Annotated in this window: 19 protein-coding genes; 11 read left to right on the plus strand and 8 right to left on the minus strand. The window is 72.7% G+C overall.

All coding sequences use genetic code 11. From position 1 onward, the window contains the following. Positions 1-141: 141 nt before the first annotated feature. The 5 genes from ACWCSU_RS29210 to ACWCSU_RS29230 are packed head-to-tail and all read left to right on the plus strand — an operon-like array spanning position 142 to position 6,689. Entirely contained in the window at positions 142-1,431 is a 1,290-nt protein-coding gene (locus tag ACWCSU_RS29210; RefSeq protein ID WP_449939191.1) for an ABC transporter substrate-binding protein, read from the plus strand. After that, positions 1,425-2,279: a carbohydrate ABC transporter permease gene (locus ACWCSU_RS29215; RefSeq protein WP_357703570.1), complete on the plus strand. Its 855-nt coding sequence runs from the start codon at positions 1,425-1,427 to the stop codon at positions 2,277-2,279. Before ACWCSU_RS29210 ends, ACWCSU_RS29215 begins: the two co-directional genes overlap by 7 nt. Next, the gene (locus ACWCSU_RS29220) at positions 2,276-3,094 is read left to right on the plus strand and encodes a carbohydrate ABC transporter permease (RefSeq protein ID WP_357703572.1); all 819 of its coding nucleotides are present in this window, start codon (positions 2,276-2,278) and stop codon (positions 3,092-3,094) included. The genes ACWCSU_RS29215 and ACWCSU_RS29220 overlap by 4 nt, the downstream gene beginning before the upstream one ends. After that, complete coding sequence (locus ACWCSU_RS29225; protein ID WP_357703575.1) at positions 3,091-4,080, plus strand: serine hydrolase domain-containing protein; 990 nt, start codon at positions 3,091-3,093, stop codon at positions 4,078-4,080. The genes ACWCSU_RS29220 and ACWCSU_RS29225 overlap by 4 nt, the downstream gene beginning before the upstream one ends. Then, the gene (locus ACWCSU_RS29230) at positions 4,077-6,689 is read left to right on the plus strand and encodes a family 78 glycoside hydrolase catalytic domain (RefSeq protein ID WP_449939197.1); all 2,613 of its coding nucleotides are present in this window, start codon (positions 4,077-4,079) and stop codon (positions 6,687-6,689) included. The genes ACWCSU_RS29225 and ACWCSU_RS29230 overlap by 4 nt, the downstream gene beginning before the upstream one ends. Before the next feature lie 29 nt (positions 6,690-6,718). Here ACWCSU_RS29230 and ACWCSU_RS29235 read toward each other — a convergent pair whose 3' ends face one another. The 4 genes from ACWCSU_RS29235 to ACWCSU_RS29250 all read right to left on the minus strand — a co-directional run bounded on the left by ACWCSU_RS29235 (position 6,719) and on the right by ACWCSU_RS29250 (position 10,710). After that, on the minus strand, positions 6,719-8,053 hold the full coding sequence (locus ACWCSU_RS29235; protein WP_449939200.1) for a Dyp-type peroxidase: 1,335 nt from the start codon (positions 8,051-8,053) through the stop codon (positions 6,719-6,721). A gap of 10 nt (positions 8,054-8,063) precedes the next feature. After that, on the minus strand, positions 8,064-9,083 hold the full coding sequence (locus tag ACWCSU_RS29240; RefSeq protein ID WP_357703583.1) for a hypothetical protein: 1,020 nt from the start codon (positions 9,081-9,083) through the stop codon (positions 8,064-8,066). A gap of 26 nt (positions 9,084-9,109) precedes the next feature. Beyond that, entirely contained in the window at positions 9,110-9,643 is a 534-nt protein-coding gene (locus tag ACWCSU_RS29245; protein WP_364093451.1) for a hypothetical protein, read from the minus strand. Positions 9,644-9,759: 116 nt separating this feature from the next. Further along, positions 9,760-10,710 (minus strand): acyl-CoA desaturase, encoded by a 951-nt coding sequence (locus ACWCSU_RS29250; protein ID WP_449939204.1) that lies wholly within the window; start codon positions 10,708-10,710, stop codon positions 9,760-9,762. A 216-nt stretch (positions 10,711-10,926) separates the two neighbouring features. Here ACWCSU_RS29250 and ACWCSU_RS29255 point away from each other — a divergent pair, with 216 nt between their 5' ends. The 4 genes from ACWCSU_RS29255 to ACWCSU_RS29270 are packed head-to-tail and all read left to right on the plus strand — an operon-like array spanning position 10,927 to position 16,298. After that, entirely contained in the window at positions 10,927-12,228 is a 1,302-nt protein-coding gene (locus tag ACWCSU_RS29255; protein ID WP_449939207.1) for a cytochrome P450, read from the plus strand. A gap of 2 nt (positions 12,229-12,230) precedes the next feature. After that, entirely contained in the window at positions 12,231-13,808 is a 1,578-nt protein-coding gene (locus tag ACWCSU_RS29260; protein ID WP_357703592.1) for a peroxidase family protein, read from the plus strand. Continuing rightward, positions 13,805-16,000 carry a hypothetical protein gene (locus ACWCSU_RS29265; protein WP_449939211.1) on the plus strand — a complete coding sequence of 732 codons (2,196 nt, stop codon included), beginning with the start codon at positions 13,805-13,807 and terminating at the stop codon, positions 15,998-16,000. The genes ACWCSU_RS29260 and ACWCSU_RS29265 overlap by 4 nt, the downstream gene beginning before the upstream one ends. A gap of 10 nt (positions 16,001-16,010) precedes the next feature. Then, complete coding sequence (locus ACWCSU_RS29270) at positions 16,011-16,298, plus strand: hypothetical protein (RefSeq protein WP_357703598.1); 288 nt, start codon at positions 16,011-16,013, stop codon at positions 16,296-16,298. Here ACWCSU_RS29270 and ACWCSU_RS29275 read toward each other — a convergent pair. From ACWCSU_RS29275 to ACWCSU_RS29285, 3 genes are all read right to left on the minus strand, one after another. Continuing rightward, a complete protein-coding gene (locus ACWCSU_RS29275; protein ID WP_449939215.1) occupies positions 16,183-17,094 on the minus strand; it encodes a M56 family metallopeptidase in 912 nt (303 codons plus the stop codon). The two genes, ACWCSU_RS29270 and ACWCSU_RS29275, sit on opposite strands and share 116 nt — an antisense overlap. Then, positions 17,091-17,444, minus strand: a complete 354-nt coding sequence (locus ACWCSU_RS29280) for a BlaI/MecI/CopY family transcriptional regulator (protein WP_449939217.1) — start codon at positions 17,442-17,444, stop codon at positions 17,091-17,093. The genes ACWCSU_RS29275 and ACWCSU_RS29280 overlap by 4 nt, the downstream gene beginning before the upstream one ends. 89 nt (positions 17,445-17,533) lie before the next feature. Continuing rightward, complete coding sequence (locus tag ACWCSU_RS29285; protein WP_449939220.1) at positions 17,534-19,249, minus strand: right-handed parallel beta-helix repeat-containing protein; 1,716 nt, start codon at positions 19,247-19,249, stop codon at positions 17,534-17,536. Between the two features lie 63 nt (positions 19,250-19,312). Between ACWCSU_RS29285 and ACWCSU_RS29290 the strand changes: the two genes are divergently transcribed. Next, on the plus strand, positions 19,313-20,200 hold the full coding sequence (locus ACWCSU_RS29290) for a TetR/AcrR family transcriptional regulator (protein WP_449939222.1): 888 nt from the start codon (positions 19,313-19,315) through the stop codon (positions 20,198-20,200). 113 nt (positions 20,201-20,313) lie between these two features. Then, the gene (locus tag ACWCSU_RS29295) at positions 20,314-21,030 is read left to right on the plus strand and encodes a PIG-L deacetylase family protein (RefSeq protein ID WP_364093428.1); all 717 of its coding nucleotides are present in this window, start codon (positions 20,314-20,316) and stop codon (positions 21,028-21,030) included. Between the two features lie 47 nt (positions 21,031-21,077). Here the strand turns inward: ACWCSU_RS29295 and ACWCSU_RS29300 are convergent, their stop codons facing one another. Then, a complete protein-coding gene (locus ACWCSU_RS29300) occupies positions 21,078-21,752 on the minus strand; it encodes a Crp/Fnr family transcriptional regulator (RefSeq protein WP_357703608.1) in 675 nt (224 codons plus the stop codon). Positions 21,753-21,755: the final 3 nt, after the last annotated feature.

Below are 21,755 nucleotides of genomic sequence, written 5' to 3' on the forward strand. Positions count from 1 at the left end.
TCCCTGTAGAACGAACTACACATTTGCTGAGAGCAGAGGCTAACGCCCCACCACTCCTCAGGTCCACCCCCTTGACGGGCGTTTCTGGGATGCCGTAGAACGTTCTACACAATTCTCCCCCACACGAACAGGAGAACGAGCGTGAGAGCACCCACTCGTCCGCTCGGCGCGGCGCTCGGCGCCGTCCTCGCCCTGTCCCTCTCCGGCTGCGGGTCCTCCGCCCCCGAGGGGACCGGCCAGGTGAAGCTGACCATCTGGCACAACAGCGCGGATCCGGCGCCGCTGCTGGAGATGTACAAGAAGTTCGAGAAGCAGTCCGGTCACAAGGTCGAGCTGGTGTCCATCCCGTCCGACGGCTTCGAGGACACCACCCAGACCAAGTGGGCCACCGGCGACCGTCCGGACGTCCTGGAGTACCACGCGACGGTGAGCGGCCTGCTCGCCCTCAACCCGGCCGAGAACCTGCGCGACCTGACCGGCGAGGCCTACATCGCCAGGTCCGGCGACCTCTACCAGGCCGCCGGGTCCGTCAACGGCAAGGTCTACGCGGCCATCACCGGCTTCCCCCAGGTCTTCGGCCTCTACTACAACAAGAAGGTCTTCACCAAGGCCGGGCTGACCCCGCCCGCCGACTTCACCGAGCTCGCCGCCGCCTGCCCCAAGCTCAAGGCCGCCGGGGTCACCCCGGTCTTCGAGTCGGGCGGGTCGATCTGGCCGGTGCAGATCCTGCCCATCCTCTACCTGGCCGGCGCCAACCAGGGCAACGCGTACGGCAAGGCCATCGCGGGCCACAGCAGCACGCTGGCCGACCCCGGCTCGCCCTTCGTCGCCGGTCTGACCGCCTACGCCAAGCTCAAGGCCGACGGCTGCTTCAACAAGGACATCGTCACCGCCAAGTTCGAGGACTCCATGAAGGCCCTCGTCACCGGCGAGTCCGCCATGGTCGCCCAGCACTCCGACATGCTCCCGGCCCTGCTCGCGGCCGCCGGCGGCGACCAGAAGACCGTGGACGAGTCCGTCGGCTTCGTCGGCCTGTCCAGCGACAAGCCGCTGGTGACGTACGCGCCCGGCCCGATCGGCACGTTCTACCTGCCCAAGACCGGGGACGCGGCGCGGGAGAAGGCCTCGCTCGACTTCGTGCGCTTCATGACCGGCCCGGCCTACGCCGAGTACATCGCCGCGTCCAAGACCTTCCCCGTGCTCAAGGACGTGCCCGACCCGCAGGGCGTCTCGTCCGTGCTGCAGGACGTCAAGAAGGCCTACGACACCGGCGCGGTCATCGCCTTCAACTCCGACATCCCCGGCATGGGCGGGCTGGCCCAGCTCATGTCCGAGCTGATCGCCGGGCAGAAGGACCCGCAGAAGGCGGCGACCCAGCTCCAGGGCCAGGTCGAGCAGGCGGCCAAGGCGGCAGGGCTGCCCGGATGGTGATGCGGAACAGGGCGGCCTGGCTGCCGTGGGCCCTGCCCGCGATCGTGCTGGTCACGGTCTTCTTCGTCGCCCCGTTCCTGCTCAACGTGCGGTTCGCGTTCTCCTCCTGGACGAGCTTCCGGGCCGAGATCACCTGGAACGGGCTGGAGAACGTCCGCACGCTGATCGACCAGGACCTGCTGGCCAACGCGGTCACCGTGACCGTGCTGTACGCGATCCTGTGCATGGCGATCCAGAACACCGTCAGCCTCTCGCTGGCCCTGGCCCTCCAGCGGACCAGCCGGATCAACACCGTCTTCCGCTCGGCGTTCTTCCTGCCGACGCTCATCTCGCCGCTGGCCGCCGGATACATCTGGCGCGGCCTGCTGGCCCCCGACGGCGCGGTCAACTCCTTCCTCGGCATCGAGTGGGCGTGGCTGGGCGAACCGTCCACCGCGCTGGTGGTGGTCGCGTTCATCGACGCCTGGAAGTGGAGCGGGCTGATCACCCTCGTCTACATCGCGGGCCTCAACTCCATCCCGCAGGCGCTGCTGGAGTCGGCGACCGTGGACGGGGCCGGCCCGTGGACCCGGCTCCGGCGGGTGGTGTTCCCGATGCTCGCCCCGGCGCTGACCTTCAACGTGGCGGTCACGCTGGTGGGCGCGCTCAGCGCGTACGACGTGATCGCCGCCACCACCGGCGGCGGGCCCGGCGACCACACGCGGGCGCTGAACGTGGTGATGCGCCAGCAGTGGGGACAGGGCTTCTTCGGCTCGGCCAGCGCACTGGGGTTCACCGTGACGCTGCTGGTGATCGCCACCGCCGTGCCCCTGGTGTGGTGGCTGCGACGCAGGGAGGTGACGGGATGAGAGCGGCCCTCAAGTACGCGGCGCTGACGCTCTTCGCGATCCCGTGGGTGCTGGTGCCCGTCTGGCTCGTGGTCGTCAACTCCTTCAAGCCCGCGGGCGAGGCCGCCGAGCTCGGCCTCGGCCTGCCCAGGACGTGGGCGATCGCCGAGAACTACGGCATCGTGCTCGACCGCGGCGGCTACCTGACCGGGCTGCTCAACAGCCTCAAGGTGACGGTGCCGATCGTGGTGGCCGTGGTGCTCCTCGGCGCGGCGGCGGCGTGGGCCTTCGGGCGCAGCCGGTCGCGCTGGTTGCAGGCGGCCTACTTCGTGATGGGCCTGTCGATCCTGCTGCCGCCGTCCATCATCCCGACCGTCTACCTGCTGCGCGCCCTGTCGCTGGACGGCGGCTCGCTCGGCTACGTGCTGACGATGACCGGCTGCCGCCTGGGCATCGTGATCTTCCTGGCGACCGGGTTCGTCCGGGCGTTCCCGCCGGACCTGGAGCACGCCGCCGCCATCGACGGCGCCTCGCGCCCGCAGGTGTTCGTCCGCATCCTGCTGCCGCTGCTGCGGCCGGTGCTGTTCGTCGGCGGCGTGATCCTGATCATCAACGTCTGGAACGACTTCTTCTTCGCCCTCTTCCTGCTCCAGGGCAGCGCGAACGCCACGCTGCCGCTGAGCCTGTTCCAGTTCGCCTCCGGCACCTTGCAGAGCCTGAACTGGAACCTCGTCTTCGCCCACGTCCTGCTCACCACACTGCCCCTCGTGGCGGTGTACGTCGTCGCGCAGAAGCGCGTCCTGGCCGGCCTCACGGAAGGTGCACTGAAGGGATGACCACGCACGACATCGCGCTCGACTGGGTCAGGCGCGAGATCAAGGAGGGACGGCTGCCGTGCGCGGTGTTCGGCGCCGCCACCTCCGACGGGATCCAGGTGCTGGAGGCGTTCGGCGAGCACGACGGCCGCGCGACCAGGACCGAGGACCACTTCGCCCTGTTCTCGGTGACCAAGCCGCTGATGGGGCTGCTCGCCCTGCGCCAGGTCGAGCGCGGGCTGCTGTCGCTGCGCCGCCCGCTGCGGGACGCGCTGCCGAACTTCGCGCGGCCCGACGTGACGCTCTGGCACCTGCTCACCCACACCAGCGGCATCGCCGAGCAGACGCTCACGCCCGACGACCTGCTGGAGCACCTCGTCACCGCGCCGGCGATGTTCGAGGCGGGCACCCTCAGCCACTACTCCAACCTGGCCTTCGCCGGGATCGCGGAGATGGTCCGCGACGTCACGGGCCGCGACGTGGCCGACCTGATCGACTCCGACCTGAACACGCTGGTGCCGGGCGGCGGGCGCATCACGTTCGACCCGGCGTGCGAGGCGGCCGAGGTCCACGGCGTCGAGCTGCTCGGCCCCGGCTTCGACTTCGACGCGTTCGTCCGGCTCCGCCATCCGGCGGGGGCGCTGTTCTCCCGCGCCGAGGACCTCCTGGCGCTGGGCGGGGCGCTGCTGCGCGGCGACCGCGCGCTGATCCACCCGACCACGCTGGCCGCCATGACGACCCCGCAGACGACGGGCCTGGTCAAGCTCCAGCCCGACCCGGTCAACGCCGGGCAGGACTGGGGCCTGACCTGGAACCTGCGCCACTCGGCCCCCGGGCTGCTCGAACGCCGGCTGTACGGCCACGGCGGCGCCTCGGGCTGCCAGTGGTGGATGTACCCGGAGCAGGACGCGTGCTTCGTGCTGCTGATCAACGTGATGGCGCCGAGCCTGTACGGCGTCGACGTCGACGGCCTGCACAACGCCTTCACCACCGGGCTAGATGCGTGAACCGGGAATCGGGGGTGCAGGTCTCGGGCGCGCAGACGCCCTACATCCGTTCGGTCCCGCCCGGTACGCGGGCGGGCCTGACGTGTGGTCTGGCGGATCCGGTGGGCGTGGACGAGCCGTCGCCCCGGCTGTCGTGGGACGCCCGGCTGCCCGAGGAGGCCACCGTGGTGCTGTCCGCGGACGGCCGCGAGGTGTGGCGGTCGTCCGTGCCCGCCGGAGCGCACGGCGTGGACGTGCCGGACGAGCGGCTGGCGCCGCTGACGCCGTACACGTGGCGGGTGGACGGGCACGCGACCGGCGCGTTCACCACGGGCCTGCGGGCGCGCGGTGAGTGGGACGCCGCCTGGCTGCCGGGCGACCCCCAGGCGGCGGTGGGCCTGCGCGGGTCGTTCACCTGGCGTCCCGCTCCGGGGCGCGCCTGGCTGGCCGCCACCGCGCTCGGCGTCTACCGGGCCCTGCTCAACGGGACGCGGCTGGGCGAGGAGGAGCTGACCCCCGGCTGGACCGACTACGGCCACCGGACCCGCTACCGGCTGTTGGAACTCACCGACCTGCTCGTGCCCGGCGAGAACGAGCTGGAGCTGTGGCTGGCTCCCGGCTGGTACGCCGGTCACGTCGCCGGCGGCGGCCCGCGCCGCTACGGCGACCGGCCCGCCGCCAGCGCCCAGCTGCTCGTACGGGACGACGACGGCCCGCGCCGCGTGTTCGCCACGGACGCCTCCTGGACCCGGCGGGACCTCGGCCGCCCGCGCGCCGACCTGGTGATGGGCGAGACCGTCCAGGCGCCTTCCCCCCAGGCCGGACCGGCCGGGACGGCGGCCGCCCCGGAGATCCTGGTGGAGGCCGACCCCGCTCCCCCGGTACGGGTGATCGGCACGGCGCCCGCGGTGTCGGTGACCGAACCCGCGCCGGGCGTGCAGGTGGCCGACTTCGGGCGGAACGTCGTCGGGCGCGTCCGGCTGCGCGTCGACGCGCCGGGGCCCGTGCGGATCGTGGTGCGGCACGGGGAGGAGCTGACCGCGACCGGGCGGCTCTACACCGACAACCTGCGCACCGCGGACCAGATCGACGAGTTCGTCCTCGGCCCGGGATCGCACGTCGTGGAGCCCGCGTTCACCCTGCACGGGTTCCGCTACGCGGAGGTCACCGGCTGGCCGGGCGCGCTGAGGCCGGACGACCTGGAGGCGGTGCTGCTGTCGTCCGCGCTCGCCGTCACGGGCTCGCTGACCGTGAGCGACCCCGCCGTACGGCAGCTCGTCGCCAACATCGGCGCGTCGGCGGACGGCAACCTGGTCAGCGTGCCGACCGACTGCCCGCAGCGCGACGAGCGGACCGGCTGGACGGCCGACATCTCGGTGTTCGGCTCGACGCTCAGCTTCCTGCGGCACACGCAGGCGTTCCTGTCCGGCTGGGTGACGACGCTGATCGACGGGCAGCGCGCCGACGGCGCGGTCCCGCACGTCGCGCCGGTCCTGCCCGAGTACGGGTACGACTCCCCCGTGTGGTCCGACGCGCTGGTCGAGGTGCCGTGGCTGCTGTGGCGGCGCTACGGCGACGACCGCACGCTGCGCCGCGCGTACGAGCCGATGCGGCGATGGGCCGACTACTGCCTGGCCCAGTCCGAGGACGGCGTCAGACCGGGCAGGGCGCTGGGCGACTGGCTGGCCCCCGGCACGGTCGAGACGCCCAAGAACCTCATCGCCACCGCCGCCCTGGCCCGCACCCTCCGCCTGGTCGCGCAGGCGGCCGACGTGCTCGGCGAGCCGCACGCCGCCGAGTACGGCGAGGCGTCCGCCCGCGTCACGGACGCCTTCCGGCGGGCCTTCCTCGACGGGCCGAAGCTGCGCACCGAGACGCAGACGGGCTACGCCGTCGCCCTGGCCTGGGACCTGGTCCCACCCGAGGACCGGGCCGCGTCGGCGCAGGCGCTGGCCGAGCTGGTCCGCGCCGCCGGACACCGGCTCATGACGGGCTTCGTCGGCACCCCCCTGCTGCTGCCCGTGCTGTCGGAGACCGGCCACCACGACCTGGCGTGCCGGATCTTCAACCAGGAGGGTTACCCGTCCTGGCGCTACCAGCTCCGCGCCGGGGCGACGACCATGTGGGAGCGCTGGGACGCCTGGCATCACCGGTACGGCCTGCAGACCCCCGCCATGAACTCCTTCAACCACTACGCCTACGGCTGCGTGGGCGACTGGCTGTTCCGGCACGTGGCGGGCCTGGGCGACGACCCGCGCGGGACGAACGGCGGCTTCGGCGAGCTGCTGCTGCGTCCGGGGCCCGTCCCGCTGCTGCGGCAGGCGCACGCCCGCTACGACAGCGCGTCGGGGACCGTCGAGTCGGGCTGGCGGGCCGGGCCGGACGGGGTGCAGTTCACGTTCGCCGTCCCGGAGGGCGTGACCGCACGCGCGGTGCTGCCCGTACGCGGCGCGTGGGACGGGATGGCCGTCAACGGAACCTTCCTCATGGGCCTCGGCGAGCAGCTGCCGACCACCAGGCTGGCCGACGGGGGCTGCGCCCTGGACCTGCCGCCGGGCCGCTGGTCGTTCACCGCCCCCGCCGCGGCCACGTCCCACCTGCTCCAGGACTGGGACGACCTGGGCCGGTGACCCGCACGGGCGCACGGCGTCCACGGACGTCAGCCCGTGAGGTCGCCCAGCCAGCGCAGCGCGGTCAGGCTCGGCATGAAGCCGTACTCGCCGCCACGCGTGACGACGAACCGCGGCAGGGACCGCAGGCGCCGCCGTACGGGACGCCGGGGGATGGTGAAGTCGCCGGAGCCGTCGGCGGAGCCGGTCAGGGGATCCCTGGCCGGGCCCGCGCCGAAGAAGACGCCGTCGTTCATCCATTCGCTCTGGACGAACTCGAACTGCCGCCCGAGATGGGCGCCGACGAAGGCGAACATCAGCCCGCGGTCGGCGCCGTCGTCGTCCAGGACGCCGTCGGGCAGCGGCGGCCCGTAGACGGTGCCGCGCCTGATCATGCGGTGCAACCTCGGGACTCCGGCCACCTCCGCGTCACGAGGGTTGGCCCGGCGGATGTGGCAGCCGCCGGGCGTGGTGAGGCCCGCGGGGTCGTCCCGCCGGTACAGGAAGGCGTTGCGGCGGGCGGCGTCGGCGCCGAGGCCGGGGTCGTCGTGGAGCGGGGAGAGCGCCAGCGGCGCGCCGCTGCGCCAGCGTCCCATGATCTTCGCGGCGAGCAGTTCCTCGTCCTCCGGGCCGGTGGCGTTGTCCTTGAGGTAGCGCCGGAACAACGCGACCCGCTGGTGGAGCTTGCGGAAGGCCACGTAGGTGCCGTTGCGTCCGAGCACGTCGGGTTGCGGGGCCTGGGTGCCGCCGAGCTCGTCGGGGTGGCCGAGCACGAACTCGCCCGCCTTGAGCGGCACCTCCAGGGGGTTGGAACCGGCGACGCCGCTGCCCTCGACGGCGGGATGGCTGATGCCGTCGCGGTAGCCGAAGGGCTCGGTCTCGGTGGGCAGGGCGTGACAGTCCTGCCGCCAGATCGCCGTCACGCCGGACAGGGCCTCGTAGGCCGGGCGGGCGCGCTCGATCGCGGCCCGCAGCCGCGCGCTGTCGGGCGCGACCGCCACCAGCACCACGTGCACGTCGGGGGTGCCGAGCGGCGGCTCCCAATGGACGGGGGCGCTGTCCCCGGTGTCCCCCAGAGCGGCGGCGCGGGCGGCCATGCCCTGCCTGAACTCCCACGCGAACGTGTCCAGCGACCGCCGGGGGACGCCGAGGGCGTCCAGCCCGTGGTAGGTGAGCGCGACGCTGACCCACGTCTCCCCCAGGGGGCTCATGGCGTCGGCGGCGGAGGTCACCACGGCGCTCACCCGCCGCATCAGCTCCCGGCCCTGCGCGCGGTCGTCGATGCGGAACAGGAGGTACGTCGCCGCGTACGGGGTCGGCCGCGCGCCGAGGACGCCACGCTGGATGTCGTCCAGGTCGAGCAGGGCCGGAGTGTGTTCGTTCACCGGAGTTCGCTCACGTGGCTCTGACGAGGTTGTTCCAGAAGGCGCGCAGGCTGTCGTCCACGCCGAACAGGGAGCTGAAGATCGTGGAGTCGGCGAGGATCACGTCCCCGGCCCGGTCACCGCGCGGAGGCAGCCACAGGAACATGTTGAACTCGGTGTTCCCGGCCTCGACGAACGGGTGCGGCGGCCTGGTCAGATCGACCGGCTGCCGGCCCAGCACCCGGACGGCGTCCGGGTCGTCGGTGGTCACGGCGTAGTGGGGAAGGTGCATGTGGAAGTTGAAGTGGGACACCCCGTCCAGCCACCCCCGGGTGTCCAGGTCCCTGGCGATGGTCAGCGGGGCGTTCGTGCCCGCGTCCGTCACCGCGGGACGCAGGCCGTATCGGTTCTCCACCGGCACGCCCAGCCCTTCCATCAGCGACCGGGTGTACCTGCCGAAGCGCTGCTGGCGGGGCACGAGCGCGTCGCCGTGATGGTGGTACTCCAGGTCACGCACCGCCATGTCGTCGGTCGCGCCGACGTCGTGATGCGGCCCCAGAGCCAGACAGGTCCCTTCACGCGTGAGGAACTCGCGCAGCGCCTCGATCTCCGCCGGCGTGGCCTCCTGTCCCGTGATCATGTGGTCCAGCCCCCACACGAACAGGGTGTCGGTGTCGGCCAGCACCCGTTCGTCCAGCGGAGTGTGGAACCCGGCCTGGTCGACGCGCTGATACACGGGCACCGGGTACCCGGTGGCCTCCCGGACGAACCGCTGGAAGGGCAGCCAGCCCCAGAAGAACAGTTCCAGCCCGCCCGCGATGCCCTGCTGGAAGCGCATGGGGTCCGACCACTGCGGGTCCTCGTAGGCCGGCCACTGGACGCGGCGCACCTCGGTCATCGTGGAGAACCGGTTGTCCAGCACGGTCACGTCCCGGCCCGCTTCGGCCGGGTAGCTCCATGCGACGTAGATGCTCACCCGCCGCCGGCCGGGGGCGTACGGGCGCGGCACGTGGTCCTGGTTGTAGGTGCGCGCCGTCTTCGACTCACTCATCTGATCTCCTGCGCCGTGCGAGGCCGTCACTGCAACTGGTCGAGCATCTCCGACAGAGCGCCCTTGATCCGCAGGGCCTTCTTGATCTCGTCGGCGGTGACGTACGGGTACTCGCCGTACTCGATGAAGCTCGGGCAGTGATGCGCGCGGACGAACCTGACGAACGCCTCAGGGTTGGTCTTCCAGTCCTCCGGGAAGCCTTCGAGGTTCTCGAAGACCGTGCTCACCCCCGCCCGGGTGAACAGCGCGATGGCGTCCTCGGTGTACTTGTCGAAGTCGGTGTCGAAGATCCCCTGGTACATGAAGCGGGTGTCGTCGTCGAACAGCACCCAGCGCAGGTAGTGCAGTTTCAGGGGGGCCAGCAGGGTCGGGTCGTCCCGCAGCGCCTCGGCGAGCGTGTCGCCGTAGCTCCGGATCGCGTCGGCCCGGCCGGGCTTGACGCCGGCGATGATGGTGAAGCCGTAACACGCGGGGCCGCGCGGGAAGACGGGCCCGTACTTGCCCTGTTCCAGGTGGCCGGTCTCCTTAGGGATGACGACCGCCTGCGGCCTGATCTCCATGGCCGTCCTCTCCAACGTCGTGCTCGTGGGAGGAGGGCTGAAGCGACCTGACTGGCTCCATCGTCCCATAAGGGGACGCCGCGTCGCGGTATCACACGCGAACGCCGGCCGCCGGGTCAGCGCGAGGAGTCGGGGAGGTGCTCGGCGCGGCGGGCCGTGAGGCGGTCGGGGGCCGGCCAGCGCACGCCTTGGGCCCAGCCCGCCCGCTCGAACCAGCGGATCAGCCGCGCGCTGGGGTCGAGCTGGCCCCTGAGCACGCCGTGCCGGGCGCAGGCGGGCTCCACGTGGTGCCAGTTGTGCCAGCCCTCGCCGAGCGTCAGCATCGCCACCCACCACACGTTGGACGAACGGTCCCGGGTGCGGAACGGGCGGTCGCCGAAGGTGTGCGCGATCGAGTTCACCGACCAGGTGACGTGGTGCACCACGGCGTACCGGATCAGGCCGCCCCACAGGAGCCCGCTCCACGCGCCCGACCACGACATCGACCACAGCCCGCCGGCCGCGGCCGGGAGCGCGAACGACAGCAGGACGACCCAGGGGTAGGCGGCGTCGAAGCGGCGCACGTCCGGGTCGGCCAGCAGGTCCGGCACCCAGTGGCGGCGGCTGGAGCGCTGACGGGCCGTGTAGAACCAGCCGATGTGGGCGTGCAGCATGCCGCGCAGCAGCGCCGGGCCGCTGTCGCCGTAGCGCCACGGCGAGTGCGGGTCGCCCTCGCGGTCGGCGTACTTGTGGTGGCGGCGGTGCTCGGCGGCCCACAGCGTGAGAGGGCCCTCGACGGCCATGCCGCCGGCCAGCATGAGCGCGATCCGCAGCCCCCGGTTGGCCTTGAAGGCGCGGTGGGTGAACAGGCGGTGGTAGCCGATGGCGATCCCGAAGATGCTCACCAGGTACATCACGACCGCGATCACCAGGTCGCCGGGGCCGATGCCCCAGCCCCAGGCGGCCGGCACCGCGAGGGCCAGCAGCAGCACGGGCAGGACGACCAGGACGACCAGATAGGCGGTGCGGCGGCCGGTGGGGACCGTCACCGTCTCCGCCGTGCCCGGCTGCGGCATGGGTGACGTCACGTTTCCTCCGATGAGCGGCACGGGGCGATCAGGCTCCTTATTCAATGACCAGGCCCATGGACTGCGGCAATGTCCTGACAGTGACGGAGTAGTTACTGTGAGGCACCAAACAATGCACTCTCCCGGCATGAAGAAAGGCTGTGACGCATCCCTAGATTGTGATTGCGCATCGTGATCATCCCTGTGCGCTCCGACATCAGGTGGAAGGTCCGCGGAATGGGTGCTGTCGATCAGGCGACGACGGGCGGCTATCTGGAGAGGTACGACGAGGCCCTGGCCAGGGACCCGATATCCGCGTTCGGCCTGGTCCGGGAGTGGATGCGGACCGACTGGCGGAGCCTGTTCGCCGAGTTGCGCGAGCGGCGTCCCGTCTTCGTCACCCCCGCCTTCACGGTCGTGACCCGCTTCGCCGACGTCGCCGAGGTGCTCTCCCACGAGCGGATCTTCTCCGTACGCGCCTTCGGCCCGCGCCTGGACGCCGCGCTGGGCGCCCCGTTCATGCTCGGCAGGGACGCCACGCCGATGAACTGGCGGGAGAAGGGCCTGATGCGGCTCCTGCTCGCCCCCGAGGACGCGGCCGACGTGCGCGAGCTGACCGGCCGCCTCGCCGACGACCTGCTCGACGCCGCCCGGCCCGGCGGACGCCTGGAAGCGGTCCACGGGCTGTTCCGCCCGATCGCCCTCGGCGTGTGCGCGCGGTACTTCGGCGTGCCCGGCCCCGACCCGCGGACCCTGGGCCGGTGGACGCGGGCGATCGTCGCCGACGGCTTCGCCAACTTCGCCGGCGATCCCGAGCTCCAGGCGGCCTCCGTCAAGGCGGGCGCCGAGCTGGTCGGACACGTGCGCGACCGCCTCGCCGAGCACCGCGCCACGCTGAGCGCCGGAGGCGAACTCCCCGACGACGTCTTCGCCCGCCTCGTCCGCACCTGCCTGCCCGCCGGGTCCGCCGTGACCGACGACCGCATCGTGGTCAACATGGCGGGGCTGCCGCTGGGCTTCGTGGAGAGCGCGCCCGGGGCCATGGTCGAGGCGGTCGAGCAGCTTCTGCTGCGCCCGCGGGTGCTCGCCGAGGCCATGGCCGTCGCCGCCGACCCCGGGCGGTTCGATCCGTACGTCTGGGAGGCGCTGCGGTTCAGCCCGTTCTTCAAGCTGCTTCCCCGGCTGTGCGAGCGCGACCACGTCCTGGCCGCCGGCACCCCGCGCGCCACGACGATCCCGGCGGGCACGTTCGTGCTGGCGGCGCCGGCCTCGGCCATGTTCGACGACGCCGTGGTGCCGGAGCCCGGCGAGTTCCGCCTCGACCGTCCCGGCCATCATCGGCTGTTCTTCGGGTCCGGTCATCACGCCTGCCTCGGCGTGCACGTGGCCGACGTGGTGATCGCCGAGACCGTGCGCCGCCTGCTGCTGCGTCCCGGGGTGCGGCTGCTCCCGCCGCCGGCGGGCCGCGTCGAGCGCACGCTCGGCATCTTCCCCGACGCCTTCACCCTCGGCTTCGGCCCCGAACGCAAGGACGGCTGACGATGGCGCCCCGAGCACGCAGCATCGCCACGGACGGCCTGTCCAACCGGCTCAGGTTCCTGGCCCTGACCAGCGGCCGGCCGATCTGGGACCTGCTGCAGAGCAGCCGCCCGGTCCGCCGCCGGATCAACGCCTCGCTGATCGACCACGCGATCCGCGAGATGCCGCCGCGCCCCGAGCCGCTGAGCACCATGGCCGACTACACCTCGTGGGCCTCCCTGACCGACCGCACCTACAGCGGCCGGCACCTGCCCCCGGTCGCCGTCGCCGAAGGGAGGCTGCCCGGCGCCGAAAGGGCCGCCGACCTGTTCACCCGCGGCGAGTCGATGATCCCCTGCCCGCGTTCCACGGTGCTGTTCGCGTACTTCGCCCAGTGGTTCACCGACGGTTTCCTGCGCGGCGACACCAACGTCCCACGCGATCCGCGCAAGAACAGCTCCAACCACCACATCGACCTCAACCAGGTGTACGGACTCGACGAGGCGGCGACCGCCGCGCTGCGCGCGTTCGACGGCGGGCTGCTCAAGAGCCAGATCCTCAACCGCGGCGAGTTCCCGCCCTACCTGTGCGAGAACGGCAAGATCAAGCCCGAGTTCGCCCCGCTGAGGGTCGTCCGCTTCGACCACCTGTCCGACGCGCGGCGCGACACGCTGTTCGCCACCGGCAGCGACCGGGGCAACGGCCAGGTCGGCTTCACCATGCTCACGGTGCTGTTCCTGCGCGAGCACAACAGGGTGGCGCGGCTGCTGGCCCGGGAGAATCCGCGCTGGGACGACGAGCGGCTGTTCCAGACGGCCCGCAACATCCTCATCGTGCTGCTGATCAAGCTCGTCGTCGAGGAGTACATCAACCACATCACCCCCTACCACTTCCGGTTCACCCTCGACCCGTGGCTGCCGGCGCGCCTCGACCACGCGGCCTGGCACCGGCAGAACTGGGCCTCGGTGGAGTTCAACCTCGTCTACCGCTGGCACAGCCTGGTCCCGTCCCGCCTGTCGGTGGGCGGGCGCGAGCTGCCGATGGCCGAGACCTTCTTCGCCGGCGACCTGATCCCCGAGCCCGGCCTTGGACGGCTGTTCGAGGACGCCTCCCGCCAGCGCGCCGGCCGCATCGGCCTGTTCAACACCGACCCCGTGCTGCGCGAGATCGACGTGGCCAGCATCGCCGACTCGCGGGCGCTCGGACTGGCGCCGTACAACGGCTACCGGGAGCACTGCCGGTTCCCCGCCGTGCCCACGTTCGAGCAGATCACCGGCGACCGGCGGGTCAGCGGCGCGCTGCGCGAGCTCTACCGCGACGTCGACGACGTCGACCTGTACGTCGGGCTGTTCGCCGAGGAACCCGGCTCCCCCGAGGCGATCCTGCCGCCGCTGCTGACCAAGATCATCGCCATCGACGCGTTCTCCCAGGCGCTCACCAACCCGCTGCTGGCCCCGCGCATCTTCAACGCCGCCACGTTCTCCCCGCAGGGCCTGCGGATCATCGCGGCCACCCGCACGCTGTCGGACGTCCTGCGCCGCAACACGCCGGAGGACCCGGCCCCCCGCCAGGTCGGCATGTCGCGGCGGCCCCGGCCATGACCGAGCGGGACGATCCGGCCGCCGGGCCACTGCGCGACCTGGCCCGCGAGCTGGTGGACGTCGCGGTCACGATCCAGGACGCGGCGGCGCACGCCACGGCCGCGCTCACCGACGACGCGCTGCTGCGCGCCCTGCCGCGCGCTCCCGGGGCGGCCCGGCCCGCCTACCGCGCGCTGCTCCGGGCCACGACGAACCGCCAGGGCCTCGGCTACTCCTTCGCCGGCGGCCGGGTGGCCACCGCGGCCGCCAAGGCCGGCGCCATGCTGGGGGCCGAGAGCCTGGCCGTACGGGTGCTGGCCACGTCGCTGCGGCTGCGCGTGGCGGCCGTGGCGGTCACCCATCCGGAGCTGACCGGGGACCCCATGCTCGCCCGGCTCATCGACGCGGCCGCCGCCGACCGCGACCTGGAGGCCGTCCGGGCCCTGCGCGCGCTGTTCAAGGACCGTGGCGCGGTGCGCGCGCTCAGCCAGCTCGCGCCGGTCTTCGGCGAGGTCCTCGCGCTGCGCGCGCTGCTGGACGAGAACCCGCTCAACGACGCCACCGCCTGGCTCATCGCGACGGGAAGGGGCTTCGCCACCGCCGATCCGGTCATCGGCCTGAGCAACAGGGCGATCGCCGTTCTCGACGTCGGGGAGGGCGCCGCGCGCCGGGCCGAGCTGACCGCGGCCGAGTCCGCCCGGCTGTGCACCCGCGGGTCGCTGCTCGGCTTCCTGGCCAACATCAGCACGATCGGCACCACCGGGCGGGCCCTCATCCAGAGCGTCGAAGGCCCCGACGGCGTGATCCGTCACGTCCTCCACGCGCCGGGCATGCGCATCGGACGTCCCGACGGCGAGTCGCCCCAGGACCTGCTCGGCGCGTTCAGCAGCGCCGTCCTGGCCGCCAGCCCCTACAGCCGCGCCCTGGCCCTGGCCGTCGCCGACTACGGGCCGCCGCCGGGCGCCGAACTGGCGCTCGTCGGGCACAGCGCGGGCGGCGCGGCGATCATGAACCTGGCGCAGGACCCGGCCTTCTGCGCCCGGCACACGGTCACGCACGCCGTCGCCGTCGGCTCGCCCGTCGACTTCAAACGGCCAGCCGACCCGCGTACCTGGGTGGCCAGCATCACCAACCAGCACGACATCATCCCCACCCTCGACGGGCAGGGCGCCGGCACCTGCTTCGACCTGCACCCCGACTGGTACGTGGTGGACTACTGCGATTCCACCCACCTGTTCCCGCAATGCCACAGCATCGAGCGCTACCTCGCCAACATCGCCGACGACCTGCCCGAGGCCCGCGACCTCATCGAGGAGCGGCTCGCGCCGTTCCGTGGACGGGTCGTGCGTTCCCAGGCGTACCTGCTGTTCGACCGGCCGCCCGACCCGGCGGAGTTCCCCTTCCCGGCCGTGCCCGCCCACGCCGTGGACGGTCCTGGGGGCACCGCCGGCCTGCCTGTCAGGTGTCACGACGGCGACGCCCTCACGGCGTACTTCGCCGTGAGCCCGGTGGCGGCGGCCGGCCTGCTGGAGGGGACGGGGCTGGGCCCCGCCGTCCAGGTGGGGGGCCGCGCGCTGGTCGCCGTGCACGCCGCGTGGAACCGGCGGACCAGCGCGGGGGGTTACGCGGAGATGCAGGTCGGCGTGGTCGTCCCCGGCCCGTTCCACGCCCGCCCTGGGGGGTTCCGCGCTTCCGCGCGGTCCGGGCCGCCCGGCCTGACTCGGCGGGGTCTCGGCTGGCCCGGCGGGCTTGACCTGCTGCGGGAGGCCGGACACCGGCGCTCGGGAAGCCTTCTCGTCGGTTCCATGGTCGACTCCCCGGCCGTGCACGCGTTCGGCCCGCGGCTCTGGGGCGGCGAGACGTACCTGACGCCCCTGGAGCTTCGGCTCGGTGCCCGGACCGCCCATCTCGCCGCCGCGCAGGTCCTCACCCTGCGCGGACGGCTCGGCCCGGGGCTGTCCGTACGCGACCCCGGCCTGGTCGGTTACTCCGGCACGGCCGGTGACGTCCTGCGGTCCTGCGTACGTGCCCGCGGGCGGGCCCGGCTGCACGTGGCGCCGTCCCTGCGGCTGACCGTCGAGCCCGGCTCGGACCATCCACTGGCCGGACGGCTCCGCGAGCTGGCCCTCGACGGCGCCCGCCCGCTGCTGTGCCTGTCGGCCACCACCCGCCGGACGCTCCGGGACGCCGCCGTCCCGGTGCCGCCTGGCTGACGGAGGAGCCATGTCCGCCCGGATCGCCGCGATCATCGCCCACGCCGAAGTCCTGCGTGCCGACGCCCGTGCCCTCACCGCCTGCGCCGAGCGCCTGCGCACGATCGAGGCGGGGCTGAAGGCCGGCGACGGGACGCCGCCCTGGCTGCGCGCGGCCGTGACCGCTCACCTGACATCCTGCGTCACGGCCGCCGCCGACCTGGAAGCCTCCGCCCAGCACCTGCTGCGCTACGCCGACCGGGCAGGCGCCGCCGACCGGCGTGACCCGGGACGCCGCCCGTGGTCCCCTCACACCTGAACCTCGGCCCACCGGTCACGACGATCCGGGGCCACGGTTCCGCGCCGCCGCCCGCCATGCGTACCAGGGCCCGCGCCAGCGGCAGCTCGCCGTGCGCCCGGCAGGCGTGATCGTCGGCGATCATCTCCAGCAGGACGGCCACCGCCTGGCGCGCCGTCCGCGCGGCGGGCAGCCACGAGAACGCGTGCGACAACGCCACGAATGGCAGCAGGGCCAGGTGGTGACGGCCGCGGGCGTGCGCCTGCTCGTGCCGCAGGACGGCCTCCAGCTCCACCGGCGTCAGCGCGTCGACGGTGCCCTGGCTCAGCACGATGCGCCGGCGCCTGCCCGGCACGCAGTAGGCCGCATGCCCGGCCACCGGCAGCACGTAGGCGTCGTAGGCCGGATGGTGATCGGCCACGACGTCGACCAGCAGCCGCTGCCGCCGACGCTCGCGGACGGTCTTGGCCGTGACGCGCGCCGTGTGGACGGCCAGCCACCCCAGCAGGCCCGCCGACCAGGCCAGGGCCAGCAGGTGCATGGGCCCGAGGCCGTCCGGCCCGTGCCCGCGGGCGATCTGCTTCAGCAGCGTGTGCATCCCGTGCGGGAACACCGCCGCCGGCGGCGCGACCGCGGCCACCAGCCCGAGGCCGACCGCGCCCAGCCCCGCCCCCAGGCCGATGGCCTGCCACAGTGCCAGCGCCGCACGCGGGCAACGGTGTGTCCAGGCCGCTCCGGCCAGGGCGCGGGCGACGCGGCCGCCCAGGGTCACCGGCAGCAGCGCCACCCCGGCGGCGACGAACCAGGCGATCATCATTCCGGTCCGTCCTGTCCTTCCAGCGCCGCGCGCAGCGCCGTGGCCACCTCGGGCGTCACCGTGCCGACGAACCGTTGCACCGCCGCCACCACGTCGCCGGCCTCCTCCAGCGCCGCGCGCATGGCCTCGGCGACGAAGGCGTCCTTGCCCGCGGTCGCCTTGTAGAGATGGGCCCGCCCGACGCGCTCGCGGGCCACCATGCCCTTGTTCGCCAGGCGCATCAGCACGGTCAGCACCGTCGTGACGGCGGGACCGGAGGGCAGGCCGGCCGCGAGGTCGTGGGCGAACATGCCCTCAGGATGCCGCCACAGGGCTTCCATGATCGAACGTTCGAGGTTGCCGAGCTGCACCCTCGCCTCCTCGCGCCTTCTACCTGGAGTAGAAGGTTACCGCGACCGGCCCGGCCGGGACGGCTGATCCCGGCTCGGGCGTCCGTTCGTCAGAGGGCGCGGCGCGGGCCCGCCTGGGCGCGGATGGCGGTGGTCGCGGCGTTCAGTTCCTGCTCGTCCTTGATGGTGCGGTTCTCCTCGTACGTGACCCCGGGCGGCGGGGCGTCGTGGCCGAGCGGGTCGGCGTCCCAGAAGTTGCCCCGGTAGACGACGTTCTCCAGCGGCGGGCCCACGTGCAGCACCGCCGTGTTGTCGGCGCGCGCGACGACGTTCTCCTCCACCCGCACCCAGGAGGCGCCGTAGTCGGTGTAGAGCCCGAAGTTGTACGGCGTGCGGGTGTCCTCGATGACGTTGCCCAGCACCAGCGCCCCGTCGTCATGGGAAGCGCCCTGCGGCCCCGACACGTACACGCCGCCACCGTCGGCCAGCACCTGCATGGTGTCGGCGGTCCGGTTGCGGACGATCCGGGTGCCCTCGCCGGGCCCGGCGGTGATGCCGCAGTGCGGCACGTCCCTGACCTCGTTGTGCGCGACGACGCAGCCGGACGTCCCCATCACCGCGATGCCCGGTGAACCCGGATATTCGAGCCCGACGCCGCGCACCAGGTTGTCCTCGATCACCGTGCCCCGGCTGCCCGTCACCACGACGGCCCCCGCCGAGAGCGTGTCGAAGTCGCAGCCGCGCACGACCTGCCCCTCGCCGCCGGACACCCCCAGCCCGAACGCCCCCAGCCTGGTGAACCGGCACCCCTCGATCACCACGTCCGAGCAGTCCTCGAACGTGACGCAGGCGGGAATCGTCACGGAAGCCGTGGGATACGTCACGGACGCCCCCTCGCCCAGCTCCGCCACGCCGACGCCGCCGCCCTCGTAGAAGCCGCTGCCGTGATAGTGCACGAAGCCCTCGGGACGGCTCGGGCGCAACCAGGTCGCCTCGGCGAACGTCAGCCCGCGGAAGGTCACCCGCCGCGCGCCGGACCCGCGCACCAGGGTCTCCAGCTCCGGGGCGACCACTCGCGTACGCTCCGGGTCCTCGCCGGGAAGGGGCAGGTAGCGCAGCACGTGGTGGCCCGGCCGGGAGCGGTCGAGCACGAACGTGCCCGGCTCGCGCAGGAAGCTCGGGTCGTTCTCGATCCTGGTGGGCAGGCCGGGCCCGGCGGAGGTGGTGCCCTCCCAAGTGGAGTTGTACAGCTCGGCGGCCCACCCGAAGGCGGGCGCCGCCATGGTGATCACGGTCCGGTCGCCGTCCTGGGCGACGTCCGCGACGGGCAGGCGGCCCTCGGTCCACGGGTACACGCCGCGGTGGACGAACTCCACGTCGCGCGGGCTGGTCCAGGCCAGCGGCGCGGCGCTGTCGGTGACGTAGCCGGTGGCGGTCGCGGCCGGGGACGAACCGGGCAGCTCCTCGATCGCGGCCCGGGCGGCGCGGCGGCCGTCCACGTAGAGCTGGCGGGTCTCCAGGTCGCCGACGTCGGCCAGCCAGACGCCGTCGCTCACCTGCCAGCCGGTGATCGTCCGGCCGCCGCTCAGCACGGCGTCCTCCTGGTCGGGGGTGCCGTGGCCGTACGCCTGGTAGACGGTGCCCGAGTCGGCGTCGGTGAGCTCCAGCGGCTCGCTCAGCACGTGGACGCCACCCCTGAGGTGGACGACGGACTCCCCGCCGGACTCCCTGGCGGCCTCGCGGGCGCGTTCAAGGGTGGCGAAGGGGCGTTCGAGGGAGCCGGGCCAGGAGTCGTCCCCGCCGGGTGCGACATGGAAGTGGAACACAGGTTTCCCCTTTGCTGTTTATGGCGTACACGGAGTAATACACCATAAACGAGGGAGGTGCCAATGGCGCGAGGTGCGGCGGGGGACCCGGACCACGGGGTCGAGCTGCTGTGGCGGGACGCGGAACGGGAGCCGCGGCCCGGCCTCAGCCTGGGCCGGATCGTGCGGGCCGCGGTCGAGCTGGCCGACGCCGAGGGCCTGGAAGGGTTGTCGATGCGCAAGGTCGCCGACCGGCTGGGCTTCACGACCATGTCCCTCTACCGCCACGTCCCCGGCCGCGACCAGCTCGTGGACCTGATGCGCGACGAGGTGCTGGGCGAAGCCCTCGACGCCGCCCCGGACTCCGGCCCAGAATTCGCCCCGGACGCCGTCCCGGACGCCGACGGTGGCTGGCGGGGGCGGCTGGAGGAGGCGGCCCGGCGGGCGTGGGAGCTCCGCATCCGCCACCCGTGGCTGGCCGAGGTGCGCGGCTCCCGCCACCTGCCGGGCCCGAACGCGGTCGCCCACTACGACCACATGCTCGGCGCGCTGACCGGCACCGCGCTGCGGCCGTCCGAGGTGGTCGCGGTGGTCGGCCTGCTCGGCCGGTTCGTGGACGCCGAGGCGCTGCTCCTGGCCGAGACCCGGCGCGAGGAACGCCGCAGCGGCGTGTCCGAGCAGGAGTGGTGGGGCGCCCGCGACTCCCTGTACGAACGCCTCGACCGCTATCCCGCCCTCTCGCGCCTGTGGGAGACGGGCGGCTGGGACGACCCGGAGGACTCCTTCACGTTCGGCCTGCGCCGCCTCCTGGACGGCGTCGAGGTTCTGATCCGAGAGCGTGACGAAAGCCGTGACGAAAAGTGTCCCGAGTGCGGCACACCACTGGAAACCGCCCCCTCGGGCCGCCCCCGCGTCTACTGCTCGCGGGCCTGCCAACAACGCGCCTACCGCAAGCGCAGGTCTACCGGCTGACCCAGCCCGGGCGGCCGTCCCCGCCGACCTGCGACCAGGCCCGCCGCCCGGAGGCCTGGATCTCAGTCGTCGCCGGAGGTTTAGCGATCTCCGTGCATGTCAGGGGGAAGGGCATGACGGACGACTTACAGCCCATGCCCGATGACTGGACCAGAGCCCTGGCCGTCGTGGCCCACCCCGACGACATGGAGTTCGGCAGCGCCGGCGCCGTGGCCGCCTGGACCGGGGCCGGCAAGCAGGTCGGCTACCTCCTGCTCACCCGCGGCGAGGCGGGCATCGACTCGATGCCTCCGGAGCAGGCGCGGAAGGTGCGGGAGGAGGAGCAGCACGCGAGCGCCGCCATCGTCGGCGTCTCGTCGGTGGAGTTCCTCGACCATCCGGACGGCGCGATCGAACGTTCCCCCCGGCTCCGGCACGATCTGGTGGCGGCGCTGCGCAGGCACCGGCCCGAGCTGGTGATCACGTTCAACCACCACGACCTCACCTTCACCGGCAAGTGGAACAGCCCCGACCACCGCGTCACCGGACGGGCCGTGCTGGACGCGGTCCTCGACGCGGGCAACCGCTGGATCCTGCCCGACGCCGGCGCCGAACCGTGGGACGGCGTCAAGTACGTGGCGATCGCCGGTTCCGTCCGGCCGACGCACGCCGTGGACGTGACCGGGTACCTGGACGCGGCGCTGGCCTCGGTCGAGGCGCACGCGGCGTACCTGTCGGCGCTCGGGGTGCCGCCGGGTGGGGCGCGGGTGCCGCTGGAGGGGTTCGTGAACGCCGCCGGTCAGCGGTTCGGCGGCCGTCCGGCGGTGCCGTTCGAGCTGATCGCCTGCTGAGCGGCCCCCCGGCCCGGCTTGTCACCGCCGGGCCGGGGGCGGACCCGTCAGCCGACCTCGTCGACGTATTCGGCCAGGCGTTCCTCGTTCACGACCAGGAACGGGTCCGAGGTCGGCAGGACCAGGCCGGCGTCCTTGAAGCGTTTGAGAAAGAATCCGACGCGCGACCGGGTGGTGCCGACCATGCCGGACAGTTCTTCCTGGGTGATGCGCTCCTCGATGGCCCGCACATTCGGGGCACGGTGCTTACCGATCTTTCTGGATAAGCGCAGAAGAACGGAGGCGAGGCGCTGCTCGCTGTCCATCGTGACCATTGTCGCGATCACTTCCTGCTGTTCTCGCAGTCGTAACGCGAGATAGTCGATGAACCCGTCCATGAGCTCGTTCTCGGCCATGGCGGCGCGGAAGCGGGCGGCCGGGATGCGGCGGACCCAGGTGGTCCGCATGGCGGTGGCCGTCTCGCTGCGATCGGCCCCGAGCAGGGAGGACTCGCCGAAGATGTCGCCGGCGGTGAAGATCGACAGCAGACACTCCTTGCCGCAGCGGGCGTACATCTGGGTCTTGATCTGGCCGCTCTCGATCACGTAGATGTTGCTGTCGCGCTGACCGCAGTTGTAGATGTTGGCGCGTCTCGGCACCCGGATCGAGCAACCGCCGGACGTTTCCTGCGAGACGAGGGAGCGCAGTCCGGATCTAAGTCGCGCGACGTCGGATGACTTCATTTT

The sequence above is a fragment of the Nonomuraea sp. NPDC001699 genome (assembly GCF_053596455.1).

Coding starts and splice junctions, on each gene's coding strand:
- ACWCSU_RS29215 (WP_357703570.1), top strand. CDS start 1,425: ATGGTGATGCGGAACAGGGCGGCCTGGCTGCCGTGGGCCCTGCCCGCG.
- ACWCSU_RS29220 (WP_357703572.1), top strand. CDS start 2,276: ATGAGAGCGGCCCTCAAGTACGCGGCGCTGACGCTCTTCGCGATCCCG.
- ACWCSU_RS29225 (WP_357703575.1), top strand. CDS start 3,091: ATGACCACGCACGACATCGCGCTCGACTGGGTCAGGCGCGAGATCAAG.
- ACWCSU_RS29240 (WP_357703583.1), bottom strand. CDS start 9,083: ATGAGTGAGTCGAAGACGGCGCGCACCTACAACCAGGACCACGTGCCG.
- ACWCSU_RS29245 (WP_364093451.1), bottom strand. CDS start 9,643: ATGGAGATCAGGCCGCAGGCGGTCGTCATCCCTAAGGAGACCGGCCAC.
- ACWCSU_RS29255 (WP_449939207.1), top strand. CDS start 10,927: ATGGGTGCTGTCGATCAGGCGACGACGGGCGGCTATCTGGAGAGGTAC.
- ACWCSU_RS29260 (WP_357703592.1), top strand. CDS start 12,231: ATGGCGCCCCGAGCACGCAGCATCGCCACGGACGGCCTGTCCAACCGG.
- ACWCSU_RS29265 (WP_449939211.1), top strand. CDS start 13,805: ATGACCGAGCGGGACGATCCGGCCGCCGGGCCACTGCGCGACCTGGCC.
- ACWCSU_RS29270 (WP_357703598.1), top strand. CDS start 16,011: ATGTCCGCCCGGATCGCCGCGATCATCGCCCACGCCGAAGTCCTGCGT.
- ACWCSU_RS29275 (WP_449939215.1), bottom strand. CDS start 17,094: ATGATGATCGCCTGGTTCGTCGCCGCCGGGGTGGCGCTGCTGCCGGTG.
- ACWCSU_RS29290 (WP_449939222.1), top strand. CDS start 19,313: ATGGCGCGAGGTGCGGCGGGGGACCCGGACCACGGGGTCGAGCTGCTG.
- ACWCSU_RS29295 (WP_364093428.1), top strand. CDS start 20,314: ATGACGGACGACTTACAGCCCATGCCCGATGACTGGACCAGAGCCCTG.
- ACWCSU_RS29300 (WP_357703608.1), bottom strand. CDS start 21,752: ATGAAGTCATCCGACGTCGCGCGACTTAGATCCGGACTGCGCTCCCTC.